General features: G+C 68.4%; 22 protein-coding genes. 14 read left to right on the forward strand and 8 right to left on the reverse strand.

The window, feature by feature from the left end; genetic code table 11:
• On the forward strand, positions 1-1,044 hold the full coding sequence (holA, locus tag BJQ95_RS08555; RefSeq protein ID WP_130179351.1) for a DNA polymerase III subunit delta: 1,044 nt from the start codon (positions 1-3) through the stop codon (positions 1,042-1,044).
• Between the two features lie 65 nt (positions 1,045-1,109).
• Here the strand turns inward: holA and BJQ95_RS08560 are convergent, their stop codons facing one another.
• The 5 genes from BJQ95_RS08560 to BJQ95_RS08580 all read right to left on the reverse strand — a co-directional run bounded on the left by BJQ95_RS08560 (position 1,110) and on the right by BJQ95_RS08580 (position 5,122).
• Positions 1,110-1,859 (reverse strand): hypothetical protein, encoded by a 750-nt coding sequence (locus BJQ95_RS08560; RefSeq protein WP_130179350.1) that lies wholly within the window; start codon positions 1,857-1,859, stop codon positions 1,110-1,112.
• Between the two features lie 188 nt (positions 1,860-2,047).
• Positions 2,048-2,308, reverse strand: a complete 261-nt coding sequence (gene rpsT / locus BJQ95_RS08565; RefSeq protein ID WP_130179349.1) for a 30S ribosomal protein S20 — start codon at positions 2,306-2,308, stop codon at positions 2,048-2,050.
• A 119-nt stretch (positions 2,309-2,427) separates the two neighbouring features.
• The gene (locus BJQ95_RS08570) at positions 2,428-3,195 is read right to left on the reverse strand and encodes an alpha/beta fold hydrolase (RefSeq protein WP_130179348.1); all 768 of its coding nucleotides are present in this window, start codon (positions 3,193-3,195) and stop codon (positions 2,428-2,430) included.
• On the reverse strand, positions 3,195-3,836 hold the full coding sequence (locus tag BJQ95_RS08575) for a response regulator transcription factor (RefSeq protein ID WP_130179347.1): 642 nt from the start codon (positions 3,834-3,836) through the stop codon (positions 3,195-3,197). Before BJQ95_RS08575 ends, BJQ95_RS08570 begins: the two co-directional genes overlap by 1 nt.
• Positions 3,833-5,122 (reverse strand): sensor histidine kinase, encoded by a 1,290-nt coding sequence (locus BJQ95_RS08580; RefSeq protein WP_370688382.1) that lies wholly within the window; start codon positions 5,120-5,122, stop codon positions 3,833-3,835. Before BJQ95_RS08580 ends, BJQ95_RS08575 begins: the two co-directional genes overlap by 4 nt.
• A 114-nt stretch (positions 5,123-5,236) precedes the next feature.
• On the opposite strand from BJQ95_RS08580, the gene lepA reads away from it, so the two are divergent.
• From lepA to hemW, 3 genes are read left to right on the forward strand one after another with little or no spacing between them, the layout of a single operon-like run.
• Entirely contained in the window at positions 5,237-7,090 is a 1,854-nt protein-coding gene (lepA, locus tag BJQ95_RS08585) for a translation elongation factor 4 (RefSeq protein WP_130179346.1), read from the forward strand.
• 5 nt (positions 7,091-7,095) lie between these two features.
• Complete coding sequence (locus BJQ95_RS08590; RefSeq protein WP_130179345.1) at positions 7,096-7,743, forward strand: DUF1990 family protein; 648 nt, start codon at positions 7,096-7,098, stop codon at positions 7,741-7,743.
• Positions 7,743-8,969 (forward strand): radical SAM family heme chaperone HemW, encoded by a 1,227-nt coding sequence (gene hemW / locus BJQ95_RS08595; RefSeq protein WP_130179344.1) that lies wholly within the window; start codon positions 7,743-7,745, stop codon positions 8,967-8,969. The genes BJQ95_RS08590 and hemW overlap by 1 nt, the downstream gene beginning before the upstream one ends.
• A gap of 78 nt (positions 8,970-9,047) precedes the next feature.
• On the opposite strand, the gene BJQ95_RS08600 is transcribed toward hemW, so the two are convergent.
• Together BJQ95_RS08600 and BJQ95_RS08605 are read right to left on the reverse strand one after the other, a co-directional pair.
• Complete coding sequence (locus BJQ95_RS08600) at positions 9,048-9,422, reverse strand: DUF4870 domain-containing protein (protein ID WP_130179343.1); 375 nt, start codon at positions 9,420-9,422, stop codon at positions 9,048-9,050.
• Between the two features lie 94 nt (positions 9,423-9,516).
• Positions 9,517-9,918, reverse strand: coding sequence for a DUF4870 domain-containing protein (locus tag BJQ95_RS08605; protein ID WP_130179342.1), 402 nt, complete (start codon positions 9,916-9,918; stop codon positions 9,517-9,519).
• Positions 9,919-10,085: 167 nt separating this feature from the next.
• On the opposite strand from BJQ95_RS08605, the gene hrcA reads away from it, so the two are divergent.
• From hrcA to BJQ95_RS19425, 9 genes are all read left to right on the forward strand, one after another.
• Positions 10,086-11,105 carry a heat-inducible transcriptional repressor HrcA gene (gene hrcA, locus BJQ95_RS08610; protein WP_130179341.1) on the forward strand — a complete coding sequence of 340 codons (1,020 nt, stop codon included), beginning with the start codon at positions 10,086-10,088 and terminating at the stop codon, positions 11,103-11,105.
• A gap of 66 nt (positions 11,106-11,171) precedes the next feature.
• The gene (gene dnaJ, locus BJQ95_RS08615) at positions 11,172-12,284 is read left to right on the forward strand and encodes a molecular chaperone DnaJ (RefSeq protein ID WP_130179340.1); all 1,113 of its coding nucleotides are present in this window, start codon (positions 11,172-11,174) and stop codon (positions 12,282-12,284) included.
• A gap of 14 nt (positions 12,285-12,298) precedes the next feature.
• Positions 12,299-13,066: a 16S rRNA (uracil(1498)-N(3))-methyltransferase gene (locus BJQ95_RS08620; RefSeq protein ID WP_130179339.1), complete on the forward strand. Its 768-nt coding sequence runs from the start codon at positions 12,299-12,301 to the stop codon at positions 13,064-13,066.
• Between the two features lie 19 nt (positions 13,067-13,085).
• Positions 13,086-13,448: an HIT domain-containing protein gene (locus tag BJQ95_RS08625; RefSeq protein ID WP_130179338.1), complete on the forward strand. Its 363-nt coding sequence runs from the start codon at positions 13,086-13,088 to the stop codon at positions 13,446-13,448.
• A 64-nt stretch (positions 13,449-13,512) separates the two neighbouring features.
• Positions 13,513-14,526 (forward strand): PhoH family protein, encoded by a 1,014-nt coding sequence (locus tag BJQ95_RS08630; protein ID WP_130179354.1) that lies wholly within the window; start codon positions 13,513-13,515, stop codon positions 14,524-14,526.
• On the forward strand, positions 14,523-14,990 hold the full coding sequence (ybeY, locus tag BJQ95_RS08635; protein WP_130179337.1) for an rRNA maturation RNase YbeY: 468 nt from the start codon (positions 14,523-14,525) through the stop codon (positions 14,988-14,990). The genes BJQ95_RS08630 and ybeY overlap by 4 nt, the downstream gene beginning before the upstream one ends.
• Positions 14,987-16,315, forward strand: coding sequence for a hemolysin family protein (locus BJQ95_RS08640; protein ID WP_130179336.1), 1,329 nt, complete (start codon positions 14,987-14,989; stop codon positions 16,313-16,315). Before ybeY ends, BJQ95_RS08640 begins: the two co-directional genes overlap by 4 nt.
• On the forward strand, positions 16,299-17,201 hold the full coding sequence (era, locus tag BJQ95_RS08645) for a GTPase Era (protein ID WP_088456110.1): 903 nt from the start codon (positions 16,299-16,301) through the stop codon (positions 17,199-17,201). The genes BJQ95_RS08640 and era overlap by 17 nt, the downstream gene beginning before the upstream one ends.
• A gap of 611 nt (positions 17,202-17,812) precedes the next feature.
• The gene (locus BJQ95_RS19425; RefSeq protein WP_305088572.1) at positions 17,813-19,426 is read left to right on the forward strand and encodes an HNH endonuclease signature motif containing protein; all 1,614 of its coding nucleotides are present in this window, start codon (positions 17,813-17,815) and stop codon (positions 19,424-19,426) included.
• Positions 19,427-19,476: 50 nt separating this feature from the next.
• On the opposite strand, the gene BJQ95_RS08655 is transcribed toward BJQ95_RS19425, so the two are convergent.
• Entirely contained in the window at positions 19,477-19,893 is a 417-nt protein-coding gene (locus BJQ95_RS08655; RefSeq protein WP_130176808.1) for a PPOX class F420-dependent oxidoreductase, read from the reverse strand.
• A 114-nt stretch (positions 19,894-20,007) separates the two neighbouring features.
• On the opposite strand from BJQ95_RS08655, the gene BJQ95_RS08660 reads away from it, so the two are divergent.
• Positions 20,008-20,877 carry a ketopantoate reductase family protein gene (locus BJQ95_RS08660; protein ID WP_130176809.1) on the forward strand — a complete coding sequence of 290 codons (870 nt, stop codon included), beginning with the start codon at positions 20,008-20,010 and terminating at the stop codon, positions 20,875-20,877.
• Positions 20,878-20,915: the final 38 nt, after the last annotated feature.

A 20,915-nucleotide genomic window follows, 5' to 3' on the forward strand; every position in this document is an offset into this window, starting at 1 on the left:
GTGGCCGCACGAACAACCGCACAGGCACGAACCGGCAAACCGGCCGCCAAGGCCGGTACCGCGAAGATTCCGCAGCTCGCCTGGCACCAGGTGCGCCCGGCCCCCGTCGTCCTCGTCTCCGGTACCGAGACCTTCCTCGCCGAACGAGCCATCCGGTCGCTGCGGGACTTCCTCAAACTCGAAGATCCCAGCCTCGAGGTCAGCGACATCCAGGCCGACAGTTACGCGCCGGGTGAGCTGCTCACCCTGGCCAGCCCATCGCTGTTCGGCGAACCCCGGCTGATCCGGGTCAGCAACGTGGAGAAGTGCAGCGACACCTTCCTCAGCGAGGCCATCGACTACCTGCAGAACCCCGCCGACGAGACCTATGTCGTGCTGCGCCACGGCGGGGGAGTGCGCGGCAAGAAACTGCTTGACACCATCCGCAGCGGCGTCGGCGGTGCCGTCGAGGTGGTCTGCGCCGAACTCAAGAAGGACTCGGACAAACACGACTTCGCCACCGCCGAATTCCGCGCAGCCGGCAAGCGGGTCACTCCGAGCGCGCTTCGCTCATTGGTGGCCGCGTTCTCCGACGACCTCGCCGAGCTTTCGGCAGCCTGCCAGCAGCTCATCGCCGACACCGGCGCCGAGGTCACCGAGACCACCGTGGACCGCTACTACGGTGGCCGGGTCGAGACCAACGCGTTCAAGGTGGCCGATTCCGCCATCGCCGGCCGGCTCGGCGAGGCTCTCGTCACCCTGCGGCACGCCCTGTCCTCAGGTGCCGACCCGGTGCCGATCGTCGCCGCATTCGCCAGCAAAATCCGCACCATGGCGAAGGTGTTCGGCGTGCGCGGCGGCTCCGCCCAGCTGGCGGCCACCTTCAGCCTCGCCCCGTGGCAGGTCGAGCGCGCCCAACGCGATCTGCGCGGCTGGACCGATGAGGGCCTGGCGCGGTGCATCGTGATGCTCGCAGAGACCGATGCGGCCGTGAAGGGTGCCGGTCGTGACCCGGTCTTCGCTCTCGAGCGCGTCGTCACCGTCATCGCCAAACGCGGCGAATGAATCGCGGATCAATCTCCGAGCCCGACGAATCTCAGAGCCGGGTGAATCTCAGAGCCGGTTGAATCTCAGAGCCGGTCGGACACCGTGACCGAAGCTCGGTTCAGGTAGATCCACACCCCGTCGGTGTACTCGGGGTTCCCGCAGGTCTCGCCACTCACCTTCACCGGCAGGATGGTCGAGGAACCGGCCAGATCGGCCTGCGAGGCCGTCGCGGCGAACGCCCCGGGCAGGCTCGGGCAATACTCCAGCTGCACCCGGCCGTACAGGTCGGTGAACTGCACCTCGATTCGCGCGGTCGGCGCGGGCAGCAGCACGGTGAGCACTACCGCCAGAGCAGCCAGCGCCAGACCGACAACGCCCAAGACCGATCCCAGGATGGTCAGCCCGCGTCCGGGCGCGGCCGGATGCGCCGGAGTCACGGCTGAGTCAGCCACGGCAGGGCCAGGCGCGGCAGAGCCAGCCGTTGCGGAGACAGCGTCAGCGGGCCCAGCGGTGTTCCACGGCGGCGGCGGGCCGGCTGCTGGGCCGGGCGGCGGCTGCACCTGGGGCCGCACGGCCGGCGGTGTGGCGGGCAGCGACGCGGCGAACAGCACGCAGGCGCCGGCCAAGACCAGGATGAAGCCGAGCAGGCCCGCGAACACCCAGGGGCTCAGGCCCGCGTAGGCCGTCACCGGGGGAGCGAACCTCAGCCCGACCGCGATCACGGCGGCCGCCACGGCGAACGCGGCACCGAGGAACCTGGCCTGACGGCGCCAGGCCGACGGTTTGTCGGCGCCGGTGTGGCCTGGCTGCTGGGGGCCCGTCCGTTCGCTCATCACGCCGACACCATAGCGTCGGCCGGTCAGCACGGAAAGGCCCGGCCGGGCCGCCGGTCAACGCAGAACACCCCCGCCCAGGAGGGCGGGGGTGTGTCCGTCGTATCTACTGCACCGAGCTTGTCTACCGCACCGAGCGTGCCGGCCGCACCGACGTGCGCGCAGCGGGCTGGCTCGAGCGCGTGTGCTTAGAGCGCGTTGACAGCCTTGGCGATAGCGGACTTCTTGTTCGCTGCCTGGTTCTGGTGGATGACGCCCTTGCTGACGGCCTTGTCGAGCTTCTTGGAAGCAACGGCGAGGCTGGCGACAGCCTTGTCCTTGTCACCGGCGGCGACGGCGAGGCGGGTCGACCGGATGGCGGTCTTGAACTCGCTCTTGACCGCCTTGTTGCGCTCCTGCGACTTCTTGTTCGTGAGGATCCGCTTGATCTGCGACTTGATATTTGCCACGTTTTTTACGCTTTCGTTAGGTTCTTGTTCGGATGGGCCGCCCGGTGATAGAGGGCACCGTGCGGCGAAAATCGTGTGGGGTGGGACCCAACACGCAAGCCAACAGGCAACGATACCAGCTATCGGCCCGGATGGTTGACCGGATCGGGGGAGTCGGGGGCGAGATCCGCCTCGATGCCGGCGATGATGCGCCTGAGCACAGTATCAAACCGGTGCGGCCGGTGCAGGCTCACCAGGTGACCGGCGCCGGGGACCGTCACCAGGGTGCCGTGCCTGGCCGCTGTGAGGAACCGTCGCTGGTGCAGACGGAAGTGGTCGTACGCACCGTTGACCAGCCACACCCGGCCGGGAAAGGCCCGCAGATCCGCCAGCGGCGACAACCTTCCGGTCGCCGCGAGGCCCGCGTCCATGACGTCAAGGGCCACACCGCCGGCGAGCACATCCTGCACGGCGTCCGAAGGGAGCATCCGCCGCACCATGAAGGTGTGCAACCGGAGGCCGCGGTCGGGTAGGCGATGGATGAGCCCGGCGAGCCGGCGGTAGGCGGCCAGGCCCGGCCCGCCCGGTTCGAACGAGGACCCGGCGGCCACCAGGCCGAGCACCCGGTCCGGGTTCCTGGCCGCATACGCGATGGAATAGTACCCGCCGAGAGACAGGCCGATCAGGAGCACCGGTCCGCCCAGCCGGTCGACGCCGGCATCGATGGCGGCGAGGGCGCCCTCGAGGGTGAACGGCTCGTCCAGGCGCGAACCGTGGCCGGGCAGGTCAATCGCGAGCACCGGATGCCCCGCCGCCGCCAGCCACTCCAGCTGGTGCCGCCACATGCTGGCCGACGTGCGGATCCCGTGCACCAGCAGCACCGGGATTCGCGGCCCACCGGCACTCATCAGACGCCCCGGATGGTGCCGGACGCGCGGGCGCTGGCGACGGCGGAGGTGCGGGAGCCGACGCCGAGCTTGCCGAAGATGTGCACCAGGTGCGACTTCACCGTGGCCTCGCTGAGGAACAGGTCCTGACCGATCTGCCGGTTGGAACGGCCGGCCGCCACCAGGCCGAGCACCTCGACCTCCCGGGGGGAGAGCCGGCCCTCCGGGATCCGCGAACGGTCGGCCAGCCGGGTCACGATGGCCGGCGCCAGGGCGCTCTGGCCCGCCGCGGCGGCCCGGACGGCGGCGACGAGTTCGCTCGGCGGAGCGTCCTTGAGCAGGTACCCGCTCGCGCCGGCCTCGATGGCCCCGAGGATGTCGGCATCCGTGTCGTAATTGGTCAGGATCAGGACGTGCGGTGCGCCCGGTGCCGCCCGAACCTGGCGGGTGGCCTCGGCGCCCTGCAGGCCGGAGCCGGGCTGCGCGCCGCCGAACTGCAGGTCCATCAGCACCACATCGACCCGGCCGGACGCGGCAAGGGCCACGGCGTCCTCCGCGGTGGCCGCCTCCAGCTCCACCACCAGGTCCGGCTCGGCGCCGAGCACGGCGCGCAGGCCCGCCCGCACCACCGGGTGGTCGTCGGCGAGCAGCAGCCGGATCATGCCAGCCCCTCCCGGATCGGGAATCGCACCGCAACGGCGGTGCCGTGGCCCGGCGCCGACTCCAGAACGAAACTGCCGCCGAGCGCTTCGACGCGCTGCCGGATGGCGACCAGCCCGAACGAGTCCGGGCTTTGGGCCGTCGCGGCGGTGAGGGTGAAGCCCCGGCCGTCGTCGACGATGTCCAGGGCCACCTCATCGGTCATGTAGCTCAGGGTGACCTCGGCCCGGTTCGCGCGGGCGTGCTGGGCGACGTTGGCCAGCGAGCCCTGCGCGATCCGCAGCAGGGTCGTTTCCAGCGGCATCGGCAGGGCTATCGGGTCGCCCGTCACGTGCAGGCTGACCCGGGTGGCCCGTTCGCTGCCCAGCGCACTGCCAACCGCACTGCCCGCCGAGGTGCGTTCGGCCGACGCGGCGAGCCTGGTGAGGGCGCCGGGCAGGGTCTGGGTGTCGAGGGCGGGCGGGGTGAGTTCCCGGATGAATCGGCGGGTCTCCTGCAGGTTGGCCGCCGCGGTGTCCCTGGCCAGGCGCAGGTGCTCCAGTGCCGCCGGGTCGGATGTCCGGCTCTCCGCGGCGTGCAGGAGCATCTGGATGCTGGACAGGCCCTGCGCCACGGTGTCGTGGATCTCCCTGGCTAGGCGTTCCCGCTCGGCGAGGGTGCCGGCGTCCCTGGCGGCGGCGGCCAGCTGGGTGCGGGTGGCGAGCAGGTCCTCGATCAGGTGCTGCCGTTCGGCTGCCTCACGCAGGAGCGCCCGGTAGCCCAGCCCTACCGCCACCGCGACCGCGGCCCCCACCAGCGGGCCGATGGTGGCGCCCAGGCTCAGGCCCACGTGGTAGCTCATCGCCCAGATCGTCAGCACCACGCTCAGCAACACCAGCGGGATTCCCGCCCGGAGGGGCAAGACATGCAATTGCAGGAAGAACAGCGGGAAGACGATGAACGCGGCATCCGGTTCCAACACTGTCAACGCCAGCCATTCCACCAGCAGCAGAGTCATCCACACGGGCACCAACCAGGCCGACGGCCGGCGTCTGGCCAGCTCGCTGCCACCGATGTAGGTGCCGAGGAACACGGCCGCCAGCACCAGGGTGACACCCGTGCCGGCGGCGGGACCCATCAGGGTGCGAACGACCACGAGGCCGGTCAACAGCACGATCAGCAGGTGCAGGCCGATACGCAGGCCGGAGAACACCGGGGTGAGGGCCGAATGCGGCAGCCCGTCACCGATGCTGGCCGGCGGCATGGGATCCCGGCGGGCGGGGTGGGGGCGCAGGGCAATGGTGGACATGGTCCGCTCAGCATAATCAGGCCGGCAGAAGGCGTCATCCGTCGAACGGTTGACCGGTAGGTCGGCAGGGCGGGTCACACCGGCACGGCGGGGCATGGGAGAATTGGGCCCATCATGTCACCGAGAGCTCTCAAGGCGCTGGAACCGGCCGCCACCGCCCCCGCGTTCATCCGTAACTTCTGCATCATCGCGCACATCGACCACGGCAAGTCCACGCTGGCCGACCGGATGCTGCAGATCACCGGCGTCGTCGATGACCGGTCCATGCGCGCCCAATACCTGGACCGGATGGACATCGAGCGCGAACGCGGCATCACCATCAAGAGCCAGGCCGTGCGGATGCCGTGGGAGATGGACGGTCAGACGTATGCACTGAACATGATCGACACCCCCGGCCACGTCGACTTCACCTACGAGGTCTCCCGCAGCCTCGCCGCCTGCGAGGGCGCCATTCTGCTCGTCGACGCCGCTCAGGGCATCGAAGCCCAGACGCTGGCAAACCTGTACCTGGCGTTGGAGAACGACCTCACCATCATCCCGGTGCTCAACAAGATCGACCTGCCGGCCGCCGACCCCGACAAGTACGCCAAGGAGCTCGCCAGCCTCATCGGCGGCAGCCCCGACGACGTGCTGCGGGTCTCCGGCAAGACCGGCGTGGGCGTGTCCGAGCTGCTCGACCGGGCCACCTCGCTGATCCCGGCCCCGGTCGGCGACGCGAACGCGCCGGCCCGCGCGATGATCTTCGACTCCGTCTACGACAGCTACCGCGGCGTCGTCACGTACGTGCGCATGATCGACGGGCACCTCAGCCCGCGCGAGAAGATCCAGATGATGTCGACGCGCGCCACCCACGACATCCTCGAGATCGGCGTCACCAGTCCCGAGCCCACGCCCAGCAAGGGCCTCGGCGTCGGCGAGGTGGGCTATCTGATCACCGGGGTGAAAGACGTCCGCCAGTCCAAGGTGGGCGACACCGTCACGACCGCGGCCAAGCCCGCCACCGAGGCGCTGCCCGGCTACACCGAGCCCAAGCCCATGGTGTTCTCGGGCCTGTACCCGATCGACGGCAGCGACTACCCGGCGCTCCGCGAAGCGCTCGACAAGCTCAAGCTCTCGGATGCGTCCCTGGTCTACGAACCCGAAACCTCCGTGGCCCTCGGCTTCGGCTTCCGCTGCGGCTTCCTGGGCCTCTTGCACTTGGAGATCATCACCGAACGCATCGACCGCGAATTCAACCTCGACCTGATCACCACCGCGCCCAGCGTGATCTACGAGGTCACCACCGACGACAAGAAGACCGTCACGGTCACCAACCCGAGTGAGTTCCCCAACGGCAAGATCGCCGCCGTCGAGGAGCCCATCGTCAAGGCCGCTATCCTCGCGCCCAAGGACTACGTCGGCGTGATCATGGAACTCTGCCAGGGCCGCCGCGGCACCCTGCTCGGCATGGAATACCTCGGTGAGGACCGGGTCGAGATCCGCTACACGATGCCGCTGGGCGAGATCGTGTTCGACTTCTTCGACCAGCTCAAGAGCAAGACCGCCGGTTACGCGTCGCTGGACTACGAGCCGATCGGCTCGCAGGAGGCCGACCTGGTCAAGGTCGACATCCTGCTGCAGGGCGAACAGGTCGACGCGTTCAGCGCCATCGTGCACCGCGACAAGGCCTACGACTACGGCGTCCTGATGACCGGGCGGTTGCGGAAGCTCATCCCGCGCCAGCAGTTCGACGTGCCCATCCAGGCCGCCATCGGCGCCCGCATCATCGCCCGCGAATCGATCAGCGCCATCCGCAAGGACGTTCTGGCCAAATGCTACGGCGGTGACATCTCCCGCAAGCGCAAGCTGCTCGAAAAGCAGAAAGAGGGCAAGAAGCGCATGAAGATGGTCGGCCGGGTCGAGGTCCCGCAGGAGGCGTTCATCGCCGCACTCTCCGGCGACGAGCCGCCCAAGAAGGAAAAGAAGTAACGATCATGCGCCGCTCGACCTTCACCGACGCCGCCGTGACCTACGCGGCCATCGGCGGCACGCTCGCCCCCGACCTGATGCGCTACCCGCCCAAGGGGCACCGCCCGCTCGAGCGCACCGTGCGCCTGGGCAGCGGCGAGGACCGGTTCCGGGTGGCGACGACGGCACTGATGACCTGGGGAGTGCAGCGCGGCAGCGGCATCGAGGTCACCGACCTCGACGCCGGAACCGGCGTGCAGTACACCGGGATCGTCTTCACCGATGAAGGCACCCCGGCACCCGACCAGGAACACCCGGTGAACGAGGCCACCTTCGCCCAGGACGGCACCCCGTTCATCAGCAACGGCATGACCGTCGTGCTGAAGATCCCCAACGGCCCGTTCACCGTCGCCGCGCCGGTGCGGGTGGTCTACGTCATCGATGAGGTCGACAAGATCGGTTTCGGCTACGGCACCATGCGCGGTCACCCGCAGAACGGCGAGGAGTGCTTCATCGTCGACCGGCGCGCCGACGATTCGGTCTGGCTCACCATCCGCTCGTTCTCCCGTCCAAGCACCTGGTACTACCGGCTGGCCTGGCCGGTGCTGCGGTTCCAACAGGAGCGCTACACCCGCCGGTACCTGCTCGCCCTCCACCCCGTCGGAATGGGCTGATGGCCGGACCGCACCCGGTCGGCGACCCCGCGCCCCTGGACGGGCTGATCCCGGCCTCGGCCGCGGTCGGCGCCGCGGAACGCGACTTCGGCGTCTACCTGCACGTGCCGTTCTGCAAGGTGCGCTGCGGCTACTGCGACTTCAACACCTACACCGCCACGGAACTCCGCGGTGTGAAGCAGAGCGACTACGCCAGCCAGGCGGTTCTCGAGGTCGAGTCTGCCGCGCGCATCCTCGCCGATTCCGGCGTGCCGGCGCGCCCCGCCGCCACCGTCTTCTTCGGCGGCGGCACCCCCACTCTGCTGCCCGCCGACCACCTGGTGCGCATGCTGCGCTCGGTGCGCGATACCTTCGGCATCGTGCCAGGGGCCGAGATCACCACGGAGGCCAACCCCGACTCCGTGGATGCGGCATACCTGCGCCAGCTGGCCGACGCCGGATTCACCCGGGTGTCCTTCGGCATGCAGTCCGCGGTTCCCCGCGTCCTGGCCACTCTCGAGCGCACTCATGATCCCGAGCGCGTGCCGCTCGTGGTGCAGTGGGCACGCGAGGCGGGCCTGGACGTGAGCCTCGACCTGATCTACGGCACGCCGGGGGAGACCATCGAGGACTGGCAGGCCAGCCTCGAGCAGGCGATCGGTCAGAAGCCCGACCACATCAGCGCCTACTCGCTCATCGTCGAGGACGGCACCAAGCTCGCTCGGCAGATCCGTCGCGGCGAGCTCGTGCAGCCCGACGAAGACCTGCAGGCCGACTTCTACGAGCTGGCCGACAGGCGGCTGGAAGAGGCAGGGTACAGCTGGTATGAGGTGAGCAACTGGTCCACGGACGAGGCGCACCGCTCCCGCCACAATCTCTCCTACTGGCGCAGCACCGACTGGTGGGGCGTCGGCCCCGGGGCGCACAGCCACGTCGGCGGTGTCCGCTGGTGGAACGTCAAGCATCCGGCAGCGTACGCCGACCGGATCCTGGCCGGCCAGTCGCCGGCCGCCGGACGCGAGACCCTGGACGACGCCACCCGCGAAACCGAACGAGTGCTGCTGCTGACCAGGATCCGGGAAGGCATCCCGGTCGCGACGCTCTCAGCGCTCGGCCGCCGTGAGGTGGCCAGTCTGATCCACGATCGGCTGATCGACGGCCGGGCGGCCATCGGCGGGAACATCGAACTCACCCTCACGGGCCGGCTGCTCGCCGACGCCGTGGTGCGCCGGCTCCTCACGGACTGAACCCCCGCGAACTGTGAGATAAGCCCCAAAACGCGCGCGCTTGAGGGGCTTAACTCACAGTTCGCGTGGGCTTTTGGGCTAGTTGAGGAACTTGATGGTCAGCGGGTAGCTGTACCACTCGCCCTTGTTGGCCGCGACGGCGGCGATGATGCTGAACACGATGTTGAGGATGCCGGCGGCGGCGAGGATGAGCACGCCGATGCCGATGACGGTGAGGATCCCGCCGACAAGGTAGGCGATGGCCAGGGTGATCTGGAAGTTCAGGGCTGTCGCTGTGTGCGCACGGATGAACGGGCCACGGTCCTTGAGCACGATGTAGCCGATCAGCGCGGGCAGGAAGCTGAAGATGATTCCGCCGATGTGAATCAGGGTGGCCCACAGCTTCTCGTCGGCCGGGCTCAGCTGGCTCGGTGCCTGGTACGGGGTGGCGGGGGGAGGTGTTGCCTCTGACATTGGATCTCCTTTGGGGACTCCGGTGGAAAGGCCGGGTGCGCACGGGTGTCGCTTCACCAGAATAGCGCCGCTTGGCGTTCACCGAGTGGGAAAACTAGCTGATCAGGCGGAGAGAGAACGGATAGCGGTAGCCGCGGCCCTCCCGGGCGCTGAAGAAAGCGACGACCGAGAAGATCGAGCCGAGCAGCCAGAGCACCCAGCCCAGGGACGAGAGCACCGACAACAGGCCGAAGGTGACAAGGCCCAGAACGGTGGCGGCAAGGTTGATGGTGACGTAGCCGATCAGGAGCGTGATCTGGAAGTTCAGCGCTTCCTTGCCCTCAGTGTCGGTGAACGGCCCGCGGTCCTTGAAGACCAGCCAGATGATCAGGGCCGGGGGAAAGAAGAGGATGCCGCCCAGGTGGGCCAGAGAGGCCCACTGCCGGTCCTGCTCCGGGGTGAGCGGCGCCCCGGCTGCCGGCGGTTGTGCTGGTCCCTGTCCCGTGGGATAGCTCATGACAATGTCCTTCGGTGAGCGGTGCGTGGGTGGAGTTGGTTCAACGCTACTGCCCGAAATCCTCCGGGAGCAATGGGTATCCCCGCCACCCGCGATATGATTGGCAGTCAAACAATGAGAGTGCCAATCCAGATCAGGCACACCGGGTACGAGGGAGGCGAATGATCATGGTGTCAGATCGCAGCCTTGAGGTGCTTCGGGTCATCGTCCAGGACTACGTCGCGTCCCGCGAACCCGTCGGTTCCAAGTCCATCGTAGACAGGCACGCCTTCGGTGTGTCGGCCGCCACGATCCGCAACGACATGGCGCTCCTCGAAGAAGAGGAATTGATCGTCGCCCCGCACACCTCGTCCGGGCGCATCCCGACCGACAAGGGCTATCGGTTGTTCGTGGACCACCTCGCCGACCTCCGCCCGCTCACCGGCGCCCAGCGTCAGGCCATTGAGGTGTTCCTCGGGCAGTCAGCCGATCTCGACGAAGTCCTCGCCCGTAGCGTGCGACTGCTGTCCCAGCTCACCCACCAGGTCGCCCTCGTGCAGTACCCGTCGCTGTCCCGCGCCACCGTGCGCCACATCGAACTGGTGCCGCTGAGCGACACCCGGGTGCTGTCGGTCCTGATCACCGACTCGGGGCGGGTCGAACAGCGCGTCGTCGAACTGCCCAGGGTACTGGAGGAAGCCGCACTGGCCGAACTCCGCTCCCGGCTCAACGCCGTGGTGGGCGGCCTCAGGATGAGCGAGGCCGCTACAGCACTCAACGGGTCCACCGGTCTGGGCGCGCCGGAGGTGCAGGACCTGATCGACCTGATCACCTCCACCCTGCGCGACCAGGTCGGCGCCAACCGGCAGGACCGTCTGGTCATGGCGGGCGCCGCGAACCTGGTGCGCACCGAAGAGGACTTCACCGGCAGCATCTATCCGGTGCTGGAGGCGATCGAGGAGCAGGTGGTGCTGCTGCGGCTGTTCGGCGAGATGGCCACAGACCAGCACGGCGTGTCAGTGAGCATCGGCCGCGAGAACGCACCATTCGGGCTCGGCGAGACGTCGGTCCTCACCAGTGGATACACCTCCCGCGGTGACGCGGCCCGGCTGGGTGTCCTCGGCCCGACCCGGATGGATTACTCCAACAACATGGCCGCCGTGCGCGCCGTCGCCAGGTACCTCTCGCGCCTGCTCGGCGAGAACTGACCCCACCTATTTTCCTGCACGACTTCCCACCCAATACCGCACGCACAACCGCAAGGAGAGCCAGCTTTGGCTGACCATTACGAAGCACTCGGCGTCACCCGCGATGCCAGCACCGACGACATCAAGAAGGCCTACCGCAAGCTCGCCCGCCAGCTGCACCCCGACGTGAACCCCGGCGCCGAGGCGTCCGAACGGTTCAAGACCGTCACGCACGCCTACGATGTTCTGAGTGACCCCAAGCAGCGCCAGAACTACGACCGCGGCGGCGACGGGCGCTCCGGCCAGGGCGGCGGCGGCTTCGACGCCGGCAACTTCGGCGACATCTTCGAGACGTTCTTCGGCGGTGGCGGTGGCGGCAGCCGCGGGCCCCGGTCCCGGCGCGAGCGCGGCCAGGATGCCCTCATCCGGGTCGAACTCGACCTCGACGAGGTCATCTTCGGCACCCACCGCGACATCGAGGTGGACACGGCGATCGTCTGCGCCACCTGTTCGGGCACCTGCTGCCAGCCCGGCACGTCGCCGGTCACCTGCGACATCTGCCACGGTACCGGCAGCATCCAGCGTGCCGTGCGCTCGCTGCTCGGCAACGTCATGACCTCGAGCCCCTGTGGGTCGTGCCGCGGCTACGGCACCATCATCGCGACCCCCTGCGTGACCTGCCAGGGCCAGGGCCGCGTGCGTGCCCGCCGCACCGTGCCGGTGGACATCCCCGCCGGCGTCGACACGGGCCTCCGCCTCCAGATGCCCGGCAGCGGCGAAGCCGGACCGGCCGGCGGGCCGAACGGTGACCTGTACCTCGAGATGAAGGTGCGTCACCACGACGTCTTCAGCCGCGACGGCGACGACCTGCTCTGCACCCTCGAGGTGCCGATGACCGACGCCATCCTCGGTGCGACAGCCACGGTCAAGGCTCTCGACGGTGACATCGAGGTGGAGCTGCGCCCCGGAGTGCAGGGCGGCGAGATCCTCACGGTCAAAGACCGCGGTGTCACGAGACTGCGCGGCAACGGCCGCGGCGACCTGCGGGTCGGCGTGCAGGTGCTCACCCCCACCAAGCTCGACCACAAGGAGCGAGAACTGATCGAGGCCTTCGCCGCCAGGCACAAGGTTCCCGCGCCCGCCCTCAGCCAGTTCCAGCAGGGCCTGTTCGCGAAGCTCCGCGACAGGTTCCTCGGCTAGGAGCCGCGGCGTAGATGGCGCATTTCTTCCTGTCCGACACTCTCGTCACGTCCGCCGACGGCGCCCGCGCCGCCGACCCCGTGCCCGGGGCCGGGGCCACGGTGAGCCTCACCGGGGCCGAGGCCAAGCACGCCGTCACGGTCAGCCGGGTTCGGCCCGGCGAGACGCTACTGCTGGGCGACGGCGCCGGCCTGATGCTGGGCGTCACGGTCCTGACGGCCGCGCCGGCGGAACTCACGGCCAGGGTGGACACGGTCTCCCGGACGCCGGCGGCCAAACCGCGGATCCTGCTCGTGCAGGCACTGGCCAAGGGCGACCGCGACGAACTCGCCGTGCAGGCCGCCACCGAGCTCGGAATCGACGGGGTCATCCCGTGGGCCGCCGCCCGGTCGGTGGCCCGCTGGGAAGGTCCCAAGATCGCCAAGGGGCAGGCGCGGTGGTCCGCCATCGTTCGCGAAGCCAGCAAGCAGTCCATCAGGGGCTGGTTGCCGGAGGTGCTGCCGCTGTCCAGCACCAAGCAGCTGGCCGTGCTGGCCACGACCAGCCGGATGCTGCTGCTCGAGCCGACGGCCGAACTCAGGCTGACCGCCGTCGCCGTACCCACCGACGACAGGGACATCGTGCTCGTCGTGGGGCCCGAGGGCGGTATCGCCCCCCGCGAACTGGACATCCTCGAACAGGCCGGCGCCAGCCGGGTGCGCCTGGGTGACACCGTGCTGCGCACGTCGACGGCCGGCCCGGCCGCGGTCGCCATCCTGAACGCAACCCTCGGCCGCTGGTAGGAGCGCTTAAGATAGGACTATGGCTTCCTCCGGTGCAGAACCCACGATCTTCAGCCGCATTGTCGCGCGCGAAATTCCGGCGACCATCGTCGCGGAGACCGATCACATCATCGCATTCAACGACATCGCCCCACAGGCGCCCGTGCACGTCGTGGTGACCACCAAATCCCAGCACTACCGCAACGTCGGCGAACTGGCGGCGGGGGACCCGGCGCTCCTGGCCGAGCTGATCGCCGTGGCCGGCCGGGTGGCCGACGAGCACTGCGGCAGCGAGTACCGGCTGATCTTCAACACCGGAGCCTCCGCAGGCCAGACCGTCTTCCACGTGCACGCGCACGTCCTCGGCGGCGTCCTTGAGGAGGGCACGCTTGCTACCCTCTGACGCTGAGACGTCCGGCACCGGCGCCGTGGGCGTGGTGCGGAAACTCCTCGTCGACGGCGTCGCCATGGTGCGCCTGCTCGGGCCTCAGGACCGGTTCCTCGGCACAATCGAGAAGGAATACCCCAACGTCTCCGTGCACGTGCGCGGCAACGAGGTCACCCTCACCGGCCCCACCGCCTCGGTTGACGCGGTGGTCCGGTTGATCGAGGAGCTCGAGGCGCTGCTCCGCACCGGCGCCGACCTCGGTGACACCGAGGTGAGCACCTCCGCCAGGATGCTCGGGGCCGACTCGAGCTCCAGCCCCTCGACCGTGCTCGGGCAGGCCATCCTCACCTCCCGTGGCCTCACCGTGCGGCCCAAGACCCTCGGCCAAAGTGACTACGTCAACGCGATCGACGAGAACGCCATCGTCTTCGGCATCGGACCGGCCGGAACCGGCAAGACCTACCTCGCCATGGCCAAGGCCGTGCAAGCCCTGCAGCGCAAGGAAGTCGACCGGATCATCCTCACCCGGCCCGCCGTCGAAGCCGGCGAGCGGCTGGGCTTCCTGCCCGGCAGCCTGACCGACAAGATCGACCCCTACCTGAGGCCCCTGTACGACGCGCTGTTCGAGATGATGGACCCCGAGCTGGTGCCCAAACTCCTCGCGGCCGGCACCATCGAGGTGGCCCCACTCGCCTACATGCGCGGTCGCACCCTCAACTCCGCGTTCATCGTGCTCGACGAGGCGCAGAACACCACGCCGGAGCAGATGAAGATGTTCCTCACCCGCCTCGGCTTCGGCTCCCAGATGGTGGTCACCGGCGACATCACCCAGGTGGACCTGCCCGCGGGCGCCAGCGGACTCCGGCTGGTCACCAAGGTTCTCGATGGCATCGACGACATCGCCTTCGTGCGGTTGACCAGTGCCGACGTCGTGCGCCACAGCCTCGTGGGCCGCATCGTCGACGCCTACACCGAATACGACGCGCAGAAGCAGGCCCAACGCTACGAAAGCGAGCAGGCCCGCGACTTCGCCTCCCGCGCTCCGCACCAGGGGAATCCGCGCGATCGCACCCCGAAACGGAGATCCAGTTGAGCATCGAAATCAACAACGAGTCGGCCATCCCGGTCGACGAAGCCGCCATCCAACGCCTCGCCGCCTTCGCCCTCGACACCATGCACGTACACGCCGACGCCGAGCTGGCCATCGTCCTGGTCGACGAGGGCGCCATGGAGGCGCTGCACGTGCAGTGGATGGACGAACCCGGTCCCACCGACGTCCTGAGTTTCCCCATGGACGAGCTGCGCCCGGGAACCGAAGACGCCCAGACCCCGGCCGGGCTGCTCGGCGACATCGTGCTGTGCCCGCAGGTGGCCCAGGGCCAGGCCGAGACCGCCGGCCACAGCACCCTCGACGAACTGCTCCTGCTCACCGCGCACGGCGTGCTGCACCTGCTCGGCTTCGACCACGCCGAGCCCGACGAAGAGAAGGAAATGTTCGCCATCCAGCGCGACATCCTGATCGGCTTCACCATGCAGGAACGACGCCGGCCCCGATGATCGTCGGGTGGTTCCTGACCGCCGCCATCCTGCTCGTCGCCTTCGGCGGGCTGATGGCCGCCGTCGACGCGGCGATCGTGTCCCAATCCAGGGCGGACATCGCCGAGCTCGCGGCCACTGCACGATCCAAACGCTCGTTGCGGGCGATAGCCGCCGATACCGGCGCCCACCTGAACGCCGTGAACTTCGTGCGCATCATCGCGGAAACCACGGCCGCGGTGCTGGTGACCCTGGTCTTCGCCACGACCATCGAACAGCTGTGGCTGGCCCTGCTGCTCTCGGCCCTGCTGATGACAGCGGTGTCCTTCGTCCTCGTCGGAGCCAGCCCGCGCAGCGTCGGCCGGGCGCATCCGAAGACCCTGCTGACTCTCACGGCGGTTCTGGTGCATTTCCTCCGGATGCTGCTCGGCCCCGTCGCCAATGCGCTCGTGGCCCTCGGCAACCGGGTGACCCCCGGCCGCACCCGGCTGGCAACGTTCACGTCTGAGGACCAGCTGCTGAGCATGGTCGACGAGGCCACCGAACTCGACGTGATCGAGGAGGACGACCGCGAGTTGATCCACTCCATCTTCGAGTTCAGTGAGACCGTCGTGCGGGAGGTGATGATCCCGCGCACCGACATGGTCACCATCGACGCCGACGCCACCGTGGGTGCGGCGATGGGACTGTTCCTCAGCAAGGGGTTCTCCAGGGTCCCCGTCGTCGACGGTGAAGTCGACGACGTGACCGGGATCCTCTACCTGCGGGACGTCGCCAGGCTGGTCTACGAACGTCCCCGCAACCTGGAGGCGCTGCGCGTGGGCGAACTCGCCAAGCCCGCCCAGTTCGTGCCCGAATCCAAGAAGGCCGACGCGTTGCTCCGCCAGATGCAACTCGAATCCAACCACCTCGCCATTCTGGTGGACGAGTACGGCGGTATCGCCGGGCTGGTCACGCTCGAGGACCTGATCGAGGAACTCGTCGGCGACATCTCCGACGAGTACGACCGCGACGTCGTCGAGATCGAAGACCTCGGGTCGGGCCGCTTCCGGGTCAGTGCCCGGCTACCCGTCGACGAACTCGGCGAACTCTTCGACCTCGACCTCGACGATGACGAAGTCGACTCGGTCGGCGGCTTGCTGGCCAAGGTGCTCGGCAGGTTGCCGGTCGCCGGGTCCGAAGCCAGAACCAGCGGGCTGATCCTCACCGCGGAACGCACAGAGGGTCGACGAAAACGAATCAGCACAGTGCTGGTTGAACCAGACAAGGCGTTGAGAGACGCACAGTCCGCATTCCTCGGAATGCCGGACACCGAAGGAGCACACGGCAATGACACAAGAACCTGATTTCCGCGCGGGGTTCGTCTCCTTCGTCGGACGCCCCAACGTGGGCAAGTCCACCCTGACCAACGCCCTGGTGGGAGAGAAGGTGGCGATCACCTCGTCGAAGCCGCAGACCACCCGCCGCGCGATCCGCGGCATCGTGCATCAGAAGAACGGCCAGCTGATCCTGGTCGACACCCCCGGCATCCACCGCCCCCGCACCCTACTCGGCGAGCGGTTGAACAGCCTGGTGCAGTCCACCCTCAGCGGTGTGGACGTGGTGGGCCTCTGCATCCCGGCCAACGAACCGATCGGCCCTGGCGACAAGTTCATCAACGAGCAGCTGGACAATTTCCCGCGCGCCAAGAAGGTGGCCATCGTCACCAAGATCGACATGTCTTCCAAGACCAGTGTCGCCAACCAGCTCCTCGCGGTGTCGCAGTTGCGCGACTGGGAGGCCATCGTGCCGATCTCGGCGACCAGCCGCATCCAGCTCGATGTGCTCAGCAGCGAACTGCTGCGGCTGCTCCCACTCAGCGACGCCCCGCTCTATCCTGCGGATGCCGTGACCGACGAAAGCCTGGAGTCGCGGATCTCCGAGTACATCCGGGAGGCGGCCCTCGAGGGAGTCACCGACGAGCTGCCGCACTCGATCGCCGTGACGATCGACGACATCATCGAGCGCGACGACCAGGAACTGGTGGAGATCTACGCCAACCTCTTCGTGGAACGCGACAGCCAGAAGGGCATCATCATCGGTAAGTCGGGCAGCCGGCTGAAAGACGTCGGCATGCGCGCCCGCAAGCAGATCGAGCCCCTCGTCGGCAAGCGGGTGTTCCTCTCGCTGCGGGTGAAGGTCGCCAAGGAATGGCAGCGTGACCCGAAGCAGCTAGGCCGCCTGGGTTTCTAGCGCCGGCACGTTTCACCCTGCCCACCCGGCCGCTCCTCACCGAGTGGCCGGGTGGGCGTTGTCGTCATACCGCACACACCTCGTAGGGCAACCCTGTCTGGCACGTTATGCCCGACACCGCCCCCACCTCACCGGTCGAGTCTTCCGAGACCCCGCAAGCCGCCCTCAAACAACGCGCCCACCGTCGCTGGTCGAGCTTGTCGACCCCGCGGGCCGTCCCCAGGAGGCGGGAAGAAAATTGCGAAATTGCCTTGTGGACTATCTGACTTTTCCTCACATTTATCTTCGATTCGTGAGAGAATGGGGGTATGGACGACGAGCTGGTGTCAGGCTCCACCGCACCGACGGGAATTCCTCCCGCCGGTTCGAATCTCTGTGACTGGAACACGGCCCTGGCCGCGCCGGCGCCGGATGCTTCCGACTTTGCTGCGCCTGGCTCTGTTGTTTCCGGCTCTGTTGCTTCTGGCTTGGATGCGGCTGGGTCGGATGCCCACAGGCTAAGGGGCGCCACCGACACGGCGTCCGGCTCCGCCAACCGCCGCCTGGCTACGCCGCGTCGCCCTGCGGGTGAGGGGCGGCCGGCGTGGCGGGATCCGGCGGAGATGGCCGGGGTGCAGCGTGCTCACACGGGGGTGTTCGGTGAGAAGTTGCAGGCTTTGGAGGGTGCCGCTGACACGGTGCGGGCGGTGATGGATTCGCTGGACGTGAATGCGTTGAGTGACGCCGAGGTGGTGGCGTTGACGCAGATGGTGGAGCGCACCGGCCGGCCGGTGGATGCGGCCCGGGTCAGTACCGCGACGGTGGTGGGCTACCGGTCTAGGTCCGGGTTGGGCCGGGACTCGATGGCCTGGCGCCTGGGCGCGACGCACTCGAATGACCTGTTGATCCGGTTGACCGGCGCATCGGTGCCGGAGATGAAACGTCGGGTGCTGTTGGGGGAGAAGGTGGCTCCGCGGGTGTTGGGCGGGGTGGTGTTGGAGCCGGTGTTCCCGTTCGTGGCCGCGGCGCTGGCCGCGGGCGAGCTCGGCATTGACGCGGCCGAGAATATCGTCAAGGGCTTGTCCGATTACAAGGTGCACGGCCGTTTCGACGCGAATCAGGCGGATGTGGATGCCGGGGAGGCCGGTTTGGTCGAAAGCGCCACCGGGTCGGTCTTTGGTCGCACCCCCGGCCCGGCAGAAACCGGCACGGACGGCGACAGCAACACCGACACCGGCGCCGACAGCGACAGCGACAGCGGCGCCGACACCGACAGCGACTCCGACACCGCGTCCGGCACTGCCACCTGCACGGGTCCGGTCGCCCGCCTGGGTGACTCGGCCGGGTTCACCTTCCCCGCCGACCGGATCCGGGAAATGACCCTGACCTGGCAGGCCGCGCTGAACCCCGACGGCGCCGCACCCACCGAAGCTGTCCTCGAGGCGAAATCGACGCTCTCTTTCGGCAAGCTGACCCGGGGGTTGCACCCGCTGCGCGGCGGAGTGACCCCGGAACTCAAGGGCATCATCCACACCCTCTTCGACAGTTTCCAATCCGCCCGCAGTGCACCCGCGTTCCCCTCCGCGGAGGACCAGCAGCGCATCGAGGCCGGCGAACTCGTGCCCGGCCAGATCCTGGACGAACGCACCGGCGGCCAAAAACGCGCCGACATCCTCCGCGGCATCCTGGTCCAGGTCGCCCAAGACCCCCGCACCCCCACCATGGGCGGCATGCCACCCACGGTGATGGTGCACGTGAGCGCGACCGACCTGCTCGCCGGCACCGGTGTCGGCTGGATCGACGGCATCGAGGGGCCGATCTCGATGACAACCATCAACCAAATGATCGACAACGGCGGCTTCCAACCGATCTTCTTCGGCGGCACCGGCGCCGTGCTGGCCCTGGGCAACAAAGCCCGCTGCTTCACCCCGATGCAACGCAAAGCCATCACCGCCCGCGACGGCGGCTGCATCATCCCCGGCTGCACCTGCCCACCCCAATGGACCGAGGTCCACCACGTCGTGCCCTGGCAGAACGGCGGCCCCACCAACGTCACCAACGGGGTCCTGCTCTGCTGGCGCCACCACCACGGCATCACCCACACCGACGGCTGGAAAATCCGCATGATCCTCGGCATGCCCGAAGTCAAAGCACCACACTGGATCGACCCCACCGGCACCTGGCGCACACCACCCCAACACCGCGCCCACAACCCCACAACCCGAAAACCACCCCACACCGAATGAGCGGGGCGCGGTGGGTGACCAGGAACGATAGCGGTCAGTCCGCCAGGCCGTTACCCCGGCGGCGTGTCCCCGGCGTTGATCCGCAGCAGGACATGCTGCTTCGCGCCGGTCTTGCCCAGCCGTTCGATGAACATGAACACCCGGTATTGCGTGCGGTACTTGCCGCTGAACACCCTGGTGAGCAGCGCCCGGCTGCGGTCGTCATCGTCGATCACCGCACGGGCGTCCACCGCGACGGAGCCATCCTTGACCGCCCCAGTACGCGAGCAGGCTCGCAGCTGGACCCGGCTGTCATTGCGCAGCCGCTTGACCTTGCCGCTCTGCTTGGGGGTCGTGACGATGAGGTCATCGCCATCCCTCGCGATCCAGACCGGAGTCGACACCGCGTCGCCGGACCGGCGGTACGTGGTGAGCGAAACGAAGCGCTCGTCGGCGAGCGCGGCGAGCGCAGCAGCGTTGTGTGGCATTTCAACACCCTAGGCCGCCGGCAGTCTTTGCCACAATGGGACCTAGCCACGGCCATCCGGACCGCGGCGGCCGAGCCCGAGTACCAGGGAGCCACACCATGTCGACGGAATCCAATGTCTGAGCCGGTCATCGCCGTTGTGGGTGCGGGGGCTGTCGGCGGTCTGCTCGCCGCCCTGATGGAACGTGCGGGCATCGAGGTCGTGGCCGTCGCCAGGCCCGAAACCGCTCGAGCGATCAGCTCGGCGGGGCTCGCGATCCACAGCCGGAACTTCGGCGACGGTGTCTCGAGAATCACGGCGGTCACCGAGATCCCCGACGGCGCCCGCGTCATCATCGCCACCAAGGCCTTCGCCCTCCCCACCCTGACCGGCACGCTCGCAGAGGCTCGACCCGCAGAAGTGGTCTCCCTGCTCAACGGCATCGAACACCTGGCGCTCCTTCAGGATTCCGCGCCCGGAGCCCTGGTGGCCGGCGCCTCCGTCGCCGTGGAATCGACCAGGCTCGGCCCGACCGAGATCGAAAACCGCAGCCCCTTCCTCCGCCTCACCGTGCCGGGCCACGCCGCCAATGCCGGCATCACCGCCGCCTGGCAGCTCGCCGGACTCGACGTCACGGTGGGCGGCACCGACCGGGAGGTGCTCTGGTCCAAACTCCGTTTCCTCGCCCCGATGGCCCTGCTCACCTCGTACTGGCGGCTACCGATCGGTGCTGCCTTGCTGCGCGACACGGCGCTCACGACTGCACTCCTGGTCGAGGTGGCCCGGATCGCGAGCCTCGACGGAGTCCCCACCGACCCGGAGCAGCTGGCCGGCGCACTCTCCGCACTGCCACCCGCGATGCGCTCGTCGCTGCAGAACGACCTCGAGGCCGGGCAGCCAAACGAGCTGGATGCCATCGGGGGAGCCCTCGTCCGACGGGGCCGCTCGCTCGGTACGGACGCCTCCGCGGTCGAGGGGCTGGTGGCGGACCTCACCGACAGATGACGGCAGACCGCGCTACATCTCTGGGATGACATCCTCGG

Source organism: Cryobacterium sp. SO1 (assembly GCF_004210215.2).
In the GTDB taxonomy this organism is placed as follows: domain Bacteria; phylum Actinomycetota; class Actinomycetes; order Actinomycetales; family Microbacteriaceae; genus Cryobacterium.